This is a genomic window from Pseudomonas sp. KB_15 (assembly GCF_052114525.1).
Classification (GTDB): domain Bacteria; phylum Pseudomonadota; class Gammaproteobacteria; order Pseudomonadales; family Pseudomonadaceae; genus Aquipseudomonas.
Map to the genome: position 1 here is coordinate 70445 of NZ_JBFREX010000014.1, position 13692 is coordinate 84136.

Sequence of the window (13692 nt, forward strand, 5' to 3'; positions counted from 1 at the left end):
GTAAACGTTTCGCGCGAAATTGGTTTCGGTTTAATGAATCTTGAAATCGATGGGCACGCTGACCCAGCCATCCCGGGCGACATCACCTTGCCTGGCCGGCACGAAACTCCAGCGTTTCACCGCGTTCAGCGCAGCTTCGTCCAGTGCATCGCGACCGCTGCTTTTCTGGATCTGGATCTCGCCGGGCCTGCCGCTGGCCAGCACATGCACGCGCAACAACACCGTGCCTTCCCAGCCGCGACGCTGGGCCAGCGAGGGGTACTCCGGCGCCGGGTTTTTCAAGTAGCCCGCGTTCGCTGAAGCGGGTGTCACGGGAGCTGGGGCCGGGGGAGCAGGTGGCGCAGGGGCCGCTACGGGTGCTGCCGGTTTCGGCGGCGCGGGTGGTTGCTCAACCGCCTTGGGCGCCGGTTTCGGTATCGGTTTGGCAACCGGTTTGGGTTTGGGAACCGGCTTCGGTGGCGGCGGCTTCACGGCCAGTTCGTCTTCCACGGGCGGTGGCGGCTCGACCACTGGCTGGACAGGTTGCGGTGGCGGCGGCTCGACCACCGCAGGTGCCGGACGCGAGAACTCAATGGTCATCGGCGGAGTCTGCGGCGGCACGATGGGCAGCACCGGGGTCGATTGTTGATTGACCCAATAAATCACCGCGCCATGCACCAGCAACGCCAGCACACCGAGCAGGATCGTCTCCCGTCGACTCAAGATGCCTTTGGGCGCGCGCTGCAAACGCAACTGGCCCAAGGGCACCCGGTGCGGTCGGCCGAGGTCGACCAACTCACCACCGGGTGCCTGGCGCCACAGCACTTCATGTGCACTGACGGCGGTCTKGACATTGCCCATTGTTCAACTCCCTGCGGTCTCTTTGCGAATTACCGGAACGTCGTACTGAACATCCCCCGACGACGTCCTGGTAGAGCAATCATTAGCCTGAACGCTTAGCGCTTAAAGTAATGTTTAAACTTATATTTAGACCTGAAACGAATATACAAGCCATCAACCCACCGCCTGAGCCCGCCGTTCAAGGGCTCGGGCGTAGTGGAAAAAAACCGATGCTTTGCCCGCATTGAAAATATTCATTCGAGGCATGATTTTTCGCCGTCAGAAGTCATATCGACCGGTCACACCCAGCGTCCGCGGCGTGCCCAGCAGCCCTTCATACCCACCATTCGCGGCCGTCCACAGCGTCGTGTAGTAGGTTTTGTCGAAGGCGTTTTTCAGCCACAACGAAACGTCCCACTGTCCCTGGTTGAAGTCGCCGCGCAGGCCGGTGGACAGGTTGACCAGCGCATAACTCGGGATCTGCCCGAAATCGGAATCTTCCACCGTGCCCACTGCTTTGGAGCGGAACGCATAGCTGGCGGTGACGTACTCTTCAAAGCCGTTGCTCAGGTTCCACTTGTATTCGCCGTTGGCGTTGCCGATCCATTTCGAAGCGCCAACCACTTGATGCCCGGTCAGGTCGCAGGAGGCTGGAGCACCTGGCCTCAGGCTGACTTCAGGCGGGCACGGCGCATTCTTGTACGAGAGGTAACTGACGTCGTTGTACGAGCCGTTGATGTTCAGCGTCAGGCCGCGCAACGCAAGCAAGGTGCTTTCGAATTCCGCGCCACGGGAGCGTACGGAGCCGGCGTTGGTCAGGAACTGCACGCGGTTGACGTCGTCGAAGGCGTTGGTCTGATAGCCGTTTACCTGGGTCCAGAACAGGTTGGCGTTGAGTTGCAGGCGACGGTCCCACAGAGTGCTCTTGAATCCGAGCTCGGCGTTGTTGGCGCGCTCGGTGCCAATCAGCAACGAGTCGGCACCGGCCACCGGCGCCGTGCCGACGGCCAGATTGATGCCGCCGGATTTTTCGCCATGGGACAAGGTGGCGTAAGTGAGCAGATCGTCGGTGAGGCGGTAGCTGAGGTTCAACAGACCTGAGGGGCTCGAACTGTACTGATTCAAATCGCCAGAGTCGAAAGCCCCCGCACGAGCGCGTCGTGCTGCGGCCGCCGCTCCGGTGACCGCTGCACCACCGGCCGGCGCATCACGGGTCACCTGGGCGTTTTTCTCTTCATAGGTGCCGCGCAGGCCGGCGGTGAAATCAAGGCGTTCGGTCAAGTGCCAGGTGCCTTGGGCGAAAAGCGCGAAGCTGTTGGTTTCGATATGGCCGTTGCCGACGCTGTCGACGTTGTTCAGCGCACCGTTGGGTGTGCCGTTCCAGATGTCCGCTTGCGGGCCGTAAAAGGTGAACGACTTGTTGTCCAGGTTGGAGCCGAAGTAATAGGCGCCGAGCACGTAATCGAAGAGTCCGCCGGAGGGCGACGCCAGGCGAAACTCCTGGGAGTACTGCTTATCCTCCACCGAAACGCCCGCGTTGAAGAAGGTGGATACGTTCAGGCCGTCATCATTGCGCGGGGTGAAATTCCACCAGCGATAGGAGCTGATGGAGGTCAGGGTGAAGTCGCTTGGCAGCGTCCAGTTGGCCTCGACCGAGGTACCGCCCTGATGCACGGTAACGTGCTGGTCGTTGTTCAGGTTGACCTTGCGGTGCGTGCCGTCAACCAGTGTCGCGCCAGCGGCATTGGCCCGCGATTGATAGAGATTGAAGCCATTGATGGTCGGCCCGGTGTTGAACAACACGCGGGTGCCGGCGCTGGAATCTTCTTCGTTGTAGTCGCCAATCCAGCGCAGGTTGAACGATTCGTTGGGCTTGAACAGCAACTGGCCACGGAAGCCATCGCGGGAGCCACCGTTCAGGTCATGGCCGTCGAATTCGTTTTTGATGTCACCGTCGCTACGGGTGCGATACGCAGAAAAGCGTCCGGCGAGTTGCTCATTCAGCGGGCCGGAAATCGTACCCTTGGTCTGGAAGTATCCGTCCTCGCCCACCGAAGATTCGATGCTGCGTTCAGGGGTAAAGGTTGGCGCGCGGGTGCTGATGTTGATCACGCCGGCGGTGGTGTTCTTTCCGAACAACGTGCCTTGCGGACCGCGCAGCACTTCAAGCTGCTCGATGTCCATCAGGTCGAATACGGCCATGCCCGGCCGGCCGAGGTAAACGTTATCGATGTACAGGCCGACACTGCCTTCCAGGCCATCGCTGGCCGGGTTGTTGCCCAGGCCACGGATCGACACGCTGGACTGGCGCGCGTGCATGTAGGCGACGTTGACGCTGGGCACCAGTTGCTGCAAATCCTGGATGCGATAGACCCGCTGGATTTCCAGGGTCTGGCCGCTGACCACACTCATGGGCGTCGGCACATCCTGCGAACTTTCTTCGCGGCGGCGAGTGGTGACCGTCACGGTTTCCAGTTGGGTATTGTCGGCCGTGGCGGTTGTTGAGGGAGTGGATTGCGGGGTGGTGCTGTCGGCCGCATAGCCTTGGGTCCAGCTGGCACTGCCTGCCAGTAACAGGGCCAGGGGCAGGCGTTTGAGCCGTTGTGGAGAGTGGGTTGGGGCGAGATGCAACGGACTCATAAGGCGGGGTTCCCGATCAGAAAAGTTCTTTGTCGCTTGGTAGGCCGCCATCGCGAGCAAGCTCGCTCCCACACTGATCCTGTGAACACCGAAGACCCCCTGTGGGAGCGGGCTTGCCCGCGATGGCGTCAGCTCAGACGCCTTCGATATCCGGCCCTTTCACGGTCTGGCTGACCTGCCCATTCACACCCACCGGCACTTCACCCTTGAGCGTCACCCGTCGCACGATCCGGTCCTGGGTCCCGTAGTCATCCACCGCGTAATGCTGGGTGGAGCGGTTGTCCCAGATCGCCACATCGCCAGCCTTCCAGCGCCAGCGCACGATGTTTTCCTGGCGGATCACATGGCTTTGCAGCAACCCGAACAGGTGCGCCGAATCGGCCTGGGAATAGCCTTTGATGCGCTTGACGAAATGCCCCAGCAACAGGCTCTTCTCGCCACTGATCGGGTGCACGCGGACCACCGGGTGTTCGGTCTCGTAGACGGTCGAAGTGAAGATCTTGCGATAGCGCTCCAGCTTCTCGGCAGAGACGTCAGGCCTGGTACCGGCGTAGTCGTATTCATTGCTGTGCACGGCGACCAGTTTGTCGGCCAGCTCACGCAGCTCCGCCGACAACCCGTCGTAGGCAGTGGCGGTATTGGCCCACAGGGTGTCGCCGCCGAAAGCCGGGGCCACCACCGAGCGCAGGATCGAGGCTTTGGGGTAGGCCTCGACGAAAGTCACGTCGGTGTGCCAGGAGCTGGCTCGCTGGCCCTCGGCGCCGTCCAGTTCCAGCAGAAAACGCGTGCCTTCGCGCACCGGTACGGTCGGGTGCGCCACCGGTTCGCCGAGCAGGTGGGCGAACGCCTCCTGGCGCTGATCGTCGAGCAGTGTCTGCTCGCGGAAGAAGATCACTTTGTATTGCAGCAGCGCCTGTTGAATGGCTTCAACAGTGGCGGCATCCAGCTCGCCGGAAAGCTGTACGCCACGGATTTCGGCACCGATGCGCCCGGCCACCGGATGGATTTCAAGCGAGTGAACAGCGGGTTGTACTGCGAAAGCGGCATTGCTCATGGGTAGACCCTCATCAGACTGCTTGCGGTTGAACCGGCCGCGAAACACTGCTCTATCTATATTCAATTTAGATCTAATAGATATCAACATGCTTCGTTGACGGAATAAGAGGTTGCATTTAAAACCTCAGTCAACCCTCGTCGCAAATGCCTTCGAGCTATTTTTAGGATGCCGGAAAAGCATATGGATCTTCGCCAGTTGCGTTACTTCATCGCCCTCGACGAACACCGCAGTTTCGTGCGCGCGGCCGAGGCCATGGGCATTACCCAGCCTGCCTTCAGCCGCAGCATTCAGGGGCTGGAGCACGAGTTCGGCTGCGTCCTGGTGGACCGTGGCAACAAGGACTTGCGCCCCACCCCCGAAGGCCTGGTGGTGCTGCAACATGCCCGCAGCCTGGTGCAGGGTGCGGCGTTGCTCAGCTGCGAAGTGACGCAGATGACCAAGCTCGATGCGGGCGAACTGCGCTTCGGTTGCGGCCCGGCACCGGCGGTGAAACTGGTGCCGGATGCAGTGGCGCAATTCATCAATGCGCACCCGAAAGTGCGCACCTGTTTCGAGGTGGATAACTGGGAAAAACTCAGCCGCGCCCTGAGCCGTGAGGAGATCGAATTCTTCATCGCCGACATCCGCCATTTCGAGTCCGACCCGAACTTCCAGACCCAGGCTCTGACGCCCAAGCGCGGTGTGTTTTTCTGCCGCCCCGGGCATCCGCTGCTGGCCAAGGAGAGCCTGTCGACCAACGATATGTTCGACTACCCGCTGGCGACCACGAAGATCCCGCCAGGCATTCGCAAACTGCTGGCGAACCTCAGTGGCCGGGTGGATTTTTCACCGACCATCGAGACCGAACATTTCCCGGCGCTGGTGAAAGTGGTGCTGCAATCCAACGCCATCGGCGTGGGAACGCAAGAAGCGTTTATCGAGGACATCGCCCAGGGCTCGCTGGTGCTGCTGCACTGGCGCAATCTGCCGCAGAACATCGAGAGCATGAATGCACGGTGCGGGATTGTCAGTCGCACCGGGTTCCGGTTGTCGCCGGCGGCGCGGGCGATGATCGAGACGTTGGTGGCGGTGGACAGGCAGCAGATCAGCGTTGCGGTTTAGGGCCTCTTCGCGAGCAAGCCCGCTCCCACATTTGATTTCCAGCGAACACAAAATTTGTGTACGACGCAGAACCAGTGTGGGAGCGGGCTTGCTCGCGAAAGCGTCCGAATTGACGCTAGAGATTCAAAGTTTTGCCGCAGCCAACTCCGGCGCCACCCAATCGCTCACTTTGAACGACTTGCGAATCAGCTTCTGCTGCGACGCCAGATCCACCGCATCCTGCAATTTGCCGAGGAACACCGGGTCAAGCGTCGAGGGGAATATCTCGCTCAGTTTCTGATCCTTCAGATCCTGCGTGAGGATCACCGGCGGATAGCTCGCCAGCCCTGACACCAGTTGAATGTAGGCGTCCTTGTTGCTTTCCTGGGTCAGCCACGTCACGGCTTGCTGTTGCGCCTTGAGCAGTGTGGCGACCGCCTCGGGATGCTCGTCGACAAATTTTCCGGTGCCCACCAACACCGCCTGCACACTGCCGGCGTTGCCCAGATCCTTGGTGTTCAGCGGCAGTTCGGCCAGCCCCTTGGCTTGCAACGCCGTGAGCCCGGAACCGCCCCACGAGGCATCGATCTGCTTCGCCGCCAGCGCCGCGACTGCCGCGTTGAAGTCGAGGTTGATGACTTTCACATCCTTCTCGCTCAACCCCTGACTGGCCAGCGCCGCATCGAATGACAACTGGCTGGCGGTGCCACGGAAGATGGCCACGCGTTTGCCCTTGAGGTCCTGCAGGGTCTTGATCCCCGAACCCGGCACCACGCCGAGGTAATGCTTCACCCCGCGCGCCGAGGCGCTGAGCAACCGCGTATCCAGACCATTGGACTTGCCGATGATGGCCGCCAGATCGCCGAGGTAGGCCAGGTCGATCTGACCGTTAGCGAACGCCTCGTTGATCACCGGGCCTGCGCCCTTGAAGAAACTCCACTGAATCTTGATGCCTTGATCGGCGAAAGCCTTTTCGAAGATCTGTTGATCGCGCAGCACATCCACTACACCGCCACCACTGTGCTGGGTACCGGCGCTCAGGTCCGGCACGGCGATGCGGATTTCCTTGAGCTCACTGGCGTTGGCCGTGAAGGCCAGCAGACCCGCCAGGGCCGGTGCAGCGAACAGGCTGATGACACGTTTGAAGGGAAGGTTCATGGGTGCGGCTCCTTGGGGCAACGGGCGTTGAGGAGCCGAAAGTAGGCCGAAGTGGAACCAACACTTAAATACTATAAATTCACATTTTTATAGCTTTTTAATCTATATCAACCCCTACGGGCCTCTCCGCCAGCTATGCCTTGGCAGCATCGAAAATATTCTTCGAATGCATTGGATGCGTGCGCGCTCCCAAGCCTTAAATGGCCTTTCTTATCCCTAAATAGAATTAATTTTTATTTTTATAGATCAATTTTGCATACACATTAAACCCTGTGGGAGCGAGCTTGCTCGCGATAGCGGTGTGTCATCCAGCACATAAGTCGCCTGACACACCCTCATCGCGAGCAGGCTCGCTCCCACAAAAAGCAAGCTTGCATTGCAACCCGACAACGGAGGTCACCCATGGTCCGTGTTTCCCTTCTGAGCCTGCCGCTGGCCGCACCCCGGCTTGATGGTCGACGGCATTGGCCGACACTGAGCCAGCGGCTCTTGCCCTGGCTGCTGCCCTTCAGCCTGTTTGCACTCTGGTGGCTCGCCAGCCGTAATCACTGGATGAGTGAGCAAATCCTGCCGGCGCCGTCGCTGGTCTGGACCAGCGCGGTGGAATTGTCCCAAGGCGAGTTGTGGGGCCATTTGTGGATCAGCCTGCAACGCCTGTTCCGGGGGCTGCTGGCCGGGATCAGCGCTGGTGCTGTTTTGGGTGCGGCACTGGGTTTCAGCCGTCGACTGGAGCGCCTGGTGTTTCCGACCTTCGCCGGGTTGGCGCAAGTCCCGACCCTGGCCTGGATTCCCTTGTTCATGGTGTTTTTCGGCATCGGTGAAGTGCTGAAACTGGTGGTGTTGATCAAGGCCATCGTGGTGCCGGTGACCCTGCACACCCTTGTCGGAGTGCGCGATGCGCAACCCAGGCTGCGCGAAGCCGCCGCCGTGTTGCGTTTGCCCAGGCGCCTGTTGATCCGCCGCCTGGTGCTGCCCGCAGCGCTGCCGGCATTCATGGCCGGAGTGCGCCTCGCGCTGGCCGCTGGCTGGACTTCGCTGCTCGCCGTGGAACTGCTCGCTTCCAGTGAAGGCATCGGCTACCTGATGGTCTGGGCACGACAGTTGTTCATGCTCGACATCGTATTTGTGTGCATCGTGGTGATCGGCTTGATCGGCGTGGCGATGGACCGCGGCGTCGGCCTGCTCGATAAACACCTGGTGCACTGGCCGCACCCTGCCACCGCCGAAATCCGTCGCGGGCCGCGCTACCAGGGCTGGCAGCGCCTGCAACCCTGGCTGCTGCCGCTGGCACTGTTGGCGTTGTGGCAATTGACCACGGATCAGCAGTGGATTGACGCGAACATTCTGGTCAGCCCGCTGGGCGTCCTGCAGACCACTCGGGATGGCTTGTTCGACGGCACATTGATTGGCGGCATGGCCCTGAGTCTGGGTCGTACCCTGGGCGGTCTGTTGCTCGGTGGTGGTCTCGGCTTTGCGCTGGGACTGTTGCTGGGACTGTCACGTACTAGCGAACGGGTACTCGGCCCAACCCTCGCCGCCATCCGCCAGATCGCCATTTTCGCCTGGGTGCCGCTGCTCACCGCGTGGTTCGGTCTGGGGGAACTGGCCAAGTGGGTGTTCGTTGCCCTGGCCGCTTTTTTCCCGCTGTTCATCGCCACCCAACGCAGCGTCGTCCACCTCTCGCCGCAACTGAACGAGGCCGCGCAAGTGTTGCGCCTGAATCTGCGCCAGCGCCTGCGCCGACTGGTGCTGCCGGGCGCCGCGCCGGGGATCTTCGCCGGGCTCAGGCTGAGCCTGATCTATGCCTGGCTCGGCACCATCGGCGCCGAATACTTCATGCCGTCCAACGGCGGCATCGGCAGCCAGATGATCGGCGCCCAGCAACTGCTGCGCATGGACCTGATCATGGCCGGCATGCTGCTGGTGGGTGTGACCGGCGCCCTGCTCAATCTTATTGGCCAACGCCTGGAAATCCGCGCCACCCGCTGGAGACACGCATGAACGCACCAATTGTCAGCTTCAATCACGTGGGCAAAACCTTCGACGTCGACGGCTTCACACTTGAGGCCATTCGCGAATTCAACCTGGACATCGCCGAGGGTGAATTCGTCGCCATCGTCGGCTCCAGCGGCTGTGGCAAATCCACTTTGCTGCGGCTGCTGGTGGGCCTCGATACGCAGTTTCGCGGGCAGATCACCGTGGACGGCAAAACCGTCAGCGGCATCGGCAGCGAGCGCGGCATTGTCTTTCAGGAACACCGTCTGTTCCCGTGGCTGAGCGTGGCCGACAACATCGGCCTGGGCCTGGTCAACGAGCCATTGAGCGCTGCGCAAAAGCAAAAGCGCATCCATGACTTCATCGAACTGGTGGGCTTGGGCGACTTCGTCCGGGCTTATCCGCACCAGCTCTCAGGTGGGATGGCGCAGCGCGTGGCCATCGCTCGCGGCCTGGTGGCCAGCCCGCGGATTCTGCTGCTGGACGAGCCCTTCGGCGCCCTCGATGCGCTGACCCGCCAGCAGATGCAGGACGAACTGCTGGCGATCCGCACGCGGGCAAAAATCACCACCATCCTGGTCACCCACGATGTCGAGGAAGCGATCTTCCTCGCCGACCGCGTGGTGGTGATGGAGCCGCGTCCCGGACGGATCAAGCAAGTGGTCGACATTGCCCTGCCCCATCCGCGCCAGCGCAGCAGTTTCGACTTCCACCAGTTACGCGAAGAACTGCTTCACGAACTCACCAGCGACGATCACTACCAGCCTCCCGTGCCGGTGCAGGTCCGTGATTTGCCACTGTCCTTCATTGCCTACTGAAAAAGGAAATGCTTGATGCCGCAACGTCCCAACTTTCTAGTGATCCTGGCCGATGACCTGGGCTTTTCCGACATCGGTGCCTTCGGCGGCGAAATCAACACGCCGAACCTCAATGCCCTGGCCAACAATGGCCTGCGCCTGACCGATTTTCACACCGCACCGACCTGCTCGCCGACCCGTTCGATGCTGCTCACCGGCACCGATCACCACATCGCCGGCATCGGCACCATGGCTGAAGCGCTGACCCCGGACCTGATCGGTAAACCGGGCTACGAAGGGCATCTGAATGACCGCGTGGTCGCCCTGCCCGAGCTGTTGCGCGAGGCCGGTTACCAGACCTTGATGAGCGGCAAATGGCACTTGGGCCTGACCGCAGAACTGGCGCCCCACGCCCGGGGTTTCGAGCGTTCGTTTTCGCTGTTGCCTGGCGCCGCCAACCATTACGGCTTCGAGCCGACCTACGATGAAACGACGCCACGGCTGCTGAAATCCACCCCGGCGCTGTACATCGAAGACGACCAGTTCATCGATGAACTGCCGAAGGATTTTTATTCCTCCGATGCCTTTGGCGACAAGCTGCTGCAATACCTCAAGGAGCGCGACCAGACCCGGCCATTCTTCGCGTACCTGCCGTTTTCCGCACCGCACTGGCCATTGCAGGCGCCGGCCGATGTGGTGGAAAAATACCGCGGGCGCTATGACGCCGGCCCTGAGGTGCTGCGGCTGGAACGTCTGGAAAAACTCAAGTCCCTGGGGTTGATCGAGGCCGATGTCGAGCCACATCCACTGATCCAGTTGAGCGCACAGTGGGATGCGTTGAGTGATGAACAGCGGCAGATTTCCGCACGGGCGATGGAGGTCTACGCGGCGATGGTCGAGCGCATGGACTGGAACATCGGCCGTGTCGTCGATTACTTGCGTCAGCAAGGGCAACTGGACAACACGTTCATCCTGTTCATGTCCGATAACGGCGCCGAAGGGGCATTGCTGGAAGCCTTCCCGAAATTCGGACCGCAGTTGCTGACCTATCTCAACCAGCATTACGACAACAGCCTGGACAACATCGGTCGAGCCAATTCCTACGTCTGGTACGGGCCGAACTGGGCCCAAGTGGCTACCGCACCGTCGCGGCTGTTCAAGGCCTTCACCACCGAAGGCGGGATCAGGGTGCCGGCGCTGGTGCATTACCCGCAGCTGCCGTTCAAGGGTCAGATCAGCCATGGCTTCGGCACCGTGATGGACATCACGCCGACCATTCTCGACCTGGCCGGCGTGCGCCATCCGGGCAAGCAATGGCACGGCAAACCCGTGGCAGAGGTTCGCGGGAAGTCGTGGCTTGGGTTTCTGTCGGGCGAAACGGCGCAAGTGCATGACGAGCACACCGTTACCGGATGGGAATTGTTCGGTCGGCGAGCGATTCGACAGGGGCAATGGAAGGCGGTGTACATCCCGGGACCGGTGGGCCCGGCGACCTGGCAGCTGTATGACCTGGGCAATGATCCGGGGGAGATTCATGACCTGGCGCTGAGCCAACCGCAGAAGCTCAATGCCTTGATCGAGCATTGGCAGCGGTATGTGGATGAGACTGGCGTGATCTTGAGCGAGTCGCCGTTTCAGCCGGATTGAGGTTGCCTGATGTACCGCTATCGCGAGCAGGCTCGCTCCCACATTTGATCTTTGGTGAACACATTATTTGTGAACAACAAAGATCCCCTGTGGGAGCGAGCCTGCTCGCGATGAGGCCCTTGATGACAACCCATCAAGCCCTGACGGCACGCACTTCTTCTACCGCCGCTTCGTCTTTGCTCTCAAACCGGTTGGCCCGCGCAAACGTGCCGAAATCATTGAACCGCACCCCCATCTCGCGCATCACCTTGTGCCCCACCGGCACGGTCAACTGGCGGATGTAGAACGGCTCCTTCACCACAAAGTGATGGATCCCGTGGCTGCTGCCGAAGTTGAAGCAGAACGCCTGCAACGGCCACAGCCACGGGGCATTGAGCACCTGGCACTGCTGCATCACGTTGCCCGGCTCCACATCGCCGTAGTAGTGCATGTTCGAGCTGATGAAGTGCAGGCAGAACGTGCGCAACACGTTCGGGCCGATGATCACGACGGCTGCGATGTCGATCACCTGCATCACCGACAACGTCGTCGCCGACCACTCGATTGGTGCGCCCATCAGATGCGCAATGCCATTCGCTGTGTGGAAACCGAGAAACACGTACCACGCGCCCCAATGCATCAGCGCCAGGGGGGCGTAGACCTTCAGCGTGCGGTAAATGATGCTGAACTTCATTGCCCAGGTCTTGGCCCGCAGCATGCGGATGAACGACGACATGATGTTGTCGCCAATCATCAAGAAGCGCGCGAAGCCCCAAGGCTCGCCGTTGGTGATGGCGCGTTCTTCCATGTCGGCTTCAGAACCCGACACCTTGTGGTGATTGAGGTGCAGATGGCGGCGAATCCAGGGGTTGATGGTGCTCGGCCGCGCCAGCCACACCAACCCCATCATCAGGTTGTGCGGCACTTTCTGCTTGCGGAAGTACATGCTGTGGATCAGGTCGTGTTCCAGCTCATGGGTCAACGAAGCGAAAAACGCGTTGAGCAGCAGGCACGCCCACCAGGCCATGTGCCCGGTCATGTAGAGCGCCGCCGAACCGACCATGCCGACCAGGGCGAAGGTCAGAATGCCTGCGCCGAGGGCGTCCTGATGCTTGAGAATCGGGTATTGCTCACGCAGTTCGACGCCTCTGGCCAGCACCACTTCACGAATATGGGCTGATCGTTGAGCTGCATTCAGTCGTTGGGGGCTTGCAGAAGTACGGTCCATGCTTCCATCCTCTGGTTATTGATGGTTGCATCCTGCCTTGCGACCCCTCGCAACGCGGTAGCCGAAAACGCCAACCTGTTGACTGGAAGCGCCAATCAGCATGACCGAACCGACCTCCCTCGCCAGCTGGACCCGCGCCCTGCGCAAGCAACTCGACGCCCTGGGCATCGACAGCACCGCCCTGTGCCATCAAGCGGGGCTCGACCCGTTGTTGATGGACGACCCGAACGCGCGTTATCCGCTGTCGGGCACCACGCACCTGTGGAATCTGGCGGTGCAGGTCAGCGGCGACCCGGCGATCGGTTTGCGGGTTTCGCGTTTCGTCAGCCCGACCACCTTCCATGCGCTGGGTTATGCATTGGTGGCCAGCGGCAGCTTGCGGGAAGTGTTCGAACGCATCGTGCGCTATCACCAGGTGGTCAGCGATGCCCTGGAACTGGAACTGACCCGCGCCGAGGATCGCTACCATTTCCGTCTGAAAATCCCTGCCGGCAACCCGGCCCCGGCCTTCGAAGCCATCGATGCGTTCATGGCGATTTACGTGCGCACCTGCCGCAATCGCCTGGGCCGTGAATACGCACCACTGGCAACCTACCTGCGCCGCCCGGAGCCGGCAGACGCGCACCAATGGCATAAAGTCTTTCGCTCGCCCGTGCACTTCGGCGCCGACGAAGACCGACTGGAATTCGCCCTCGTCGACTTCGACAGCCACCTGGATGACGCCAACCCGGAACTGGCTGAGCACAACGAAACCGTGCTCAAGAGAACCCTGGCGCAACTCAAGCCGCTGACGTGGGAGCGCAAGGTCCGCGACGCCATTGAAGAACAACTGCCCGAAGGCGAACCCAGCGCCGAACACATCGCCAAGGCCCTGCACCTGAGCCTGCGCAGCCTGCAACGGCACCTGGCGGATGAAGGCTACCGGTTCGATACGCTGCTCAATGAAAGCCGCGAAAACCTCGCGCTGCTGCACCTGCGTGACCCGCAGGTGTCGCTGAGCGAAATCAGCTATCTGCTCGGGTTTGCCGATACCAGCAGCTTCAGTCGCGCGTTCAAGCGCTGGACCGGGATGACGCCAGGGCAGTTTCGGGATGGGTTGCGGTAATTGATTACGATGGTGAGTTTACCGATCTGGCCCCATCGTCGGAACGCCGCCCGGAGCAAGCCCGCTCCCACAGTTTTTTCGGTGACCACAAATCTCTGATTCACCCAGCCCCCTGTGGGAGCGAGCTTGCTCGCGATAGCGGACTTTCAGTCGACATACCTGGAGACTGACACACCGTCATCGCGAG

Annotated in this window: 10 protein-coding genes; 5 read left to right on the forward strand and 5 right to left on the reverse strand. The window is 61.0% G+C overall.

Annotation, left to right across the window (positions count from 1 at the left end):
- Positions 1-30: 30 nt before the first annotated feature.
- The 3 genes from AB4Z35_RS14425 to AB4Z35_RS14435 form a co-directional block, all read right to left on the reverse strand.
- Positions 31-840: an energy transducer TonB gene (locus tag AB4Z35_RS14425; protein WP_442097709.1), complete on the reverse strand. Its 810-nt coding sequence runs from the start codon at positions 838-840 to the stop codon at positions 31-33.
- Positions 841-1098: 258 nt separating this feature from the next.
- Positions 1099-3459 carry a TonB-dependent receptor gene (locus AB4Z35_RS14430; RefSeq protein ID WP_442097711.1) on the reverse strand — a complete coding sequence of 787 codons (2361 nt, stop codon included), beginning with the start codon at positions 3457-3459 and terminating at the stop codon, positions 1099-1101.
- Positions 3460-3592: 133 nt separating this feature from the next.
- The gene (locus AB4Z35_RS14435; protein ID WP_442097713.1) at positions 3593-4513 is read right to left on the reverse strand and encodes a TauD/TfdA dioxygenase family protein; all 921 of its coding nucleotides are present in this window, start codon (positions 4511-4513) and stop codon (positions 3593-3595) included.
- Positions 4514-4696: 183 nt separating this feature from the next.
- Between AB4Z35_RS14435 and AB4Z35_RS14440 the strand changes: the two genes are divergently transcribed.
- A complete protein-coding gene (locus AB4Z35_RS14440) occupies positions 4697-5617 on the forward strand; it encodes a LysR family transcriptional regulator (RefSeq protein WP_007999768.1) in 921 nt (306 codons plus the stop codon).
- Positions 5618-5740: 123 nt separating this feature from the next.
- Here the strand turns inward: AB4Z35_RS14440 and AB4Z35_RS14445 are convergent, their stop codons facing one another.
- Positions 5741-6754 (reverse strand): ABC transporter substrate-binding protein, encoded by a 1014-nt coding sequence (locus AB4Z35_RS14445; RefSeq protein ID WP_442097716.1) that lies wholly within the window; start codon positions 6752-6754, stop codon positions 5741-5743.
- 402 nt (positions 6755-7156) lie between these two features.
- On the opposite strand from AB4Z35_RS14445, the gene AB4Z35_RS14450 reads away from it, so the two are divergent.
- The 3 genes from AB4Z35_RS14450 to AB4Z35_RS14460 are packed head-to-tail and all read left to right on the forward strand — an operon-like array spanning position 7157 to position 11193.
- Positions 7157-8755, forward strand: a complete 1599-nt coding sequence (locus tag AB4Z35_RS14450; protein ID WP_442097718.1) for an ABC transporter permease — start codon at positions 7157-7159, stop codon at positions 8753-8755.
- Entirely contained in the window at positions 8752-9567 is an 816-nt protein-coding gene (locus tag AB4Z35_RS14455) for an ABC transporter ATP-binding protein (protein WP_442097720.1), read from the forward strand. The genes AB4Z35_RS14450 and AB4Z35_RS14455 overlap by 4 nt, the downstream gene beginning before the upstream one ends.
- Before the next feature lie 15 nt (positions 9568-9582).
- Positions 9583-11193 carry an arylsulfatase gene (locus AB4Z35_RS14460; RefSeq protein WP_442097721.1) on the forward strand — a complete coding sequence of 537 codons (1611 nt, stop codon included), beginning with the start codon at positions 9583-9585 and terminating at the stop codon, positions 11191-11193.
- A 133-nt stretch (positions 11194-11326) separates the two neighbouring features.
- Here the strand turns inward: AB4Z35_RS14460 and AB4Z35_RS14465 are convergent, their stop codons facing one another.
- Positions 11327-12400 (reverse strand): fatty acid desaturase, encoded by a 1074-nt coding sequence (locus AB4Z35_RS14465; protein ID WP_442097723.1) that lies wholly within the window; start codon positions 12398-12400, stop codon positions 11327-11329.
- A 100-nt stretch (positions 12401-12500) separates the two neighbouring features.
- Here AB4Z35_RS14465 and AB4Z35_RS14470 point away from each other — a divergent pair, with 100 nt between their 5' ends.
- A complete protein-coding gene (locus AB4Z35_RS14470) occupies positions 12501-13505 on the forward strand; it encodes an AraC family transcriptional regulator (protein WP_442097724.1) in 1005 nt (334 codons plus the stop codon).
- The last annotated feature ends 187 nt before the right edge of the window (positions 13506-13692 follow it).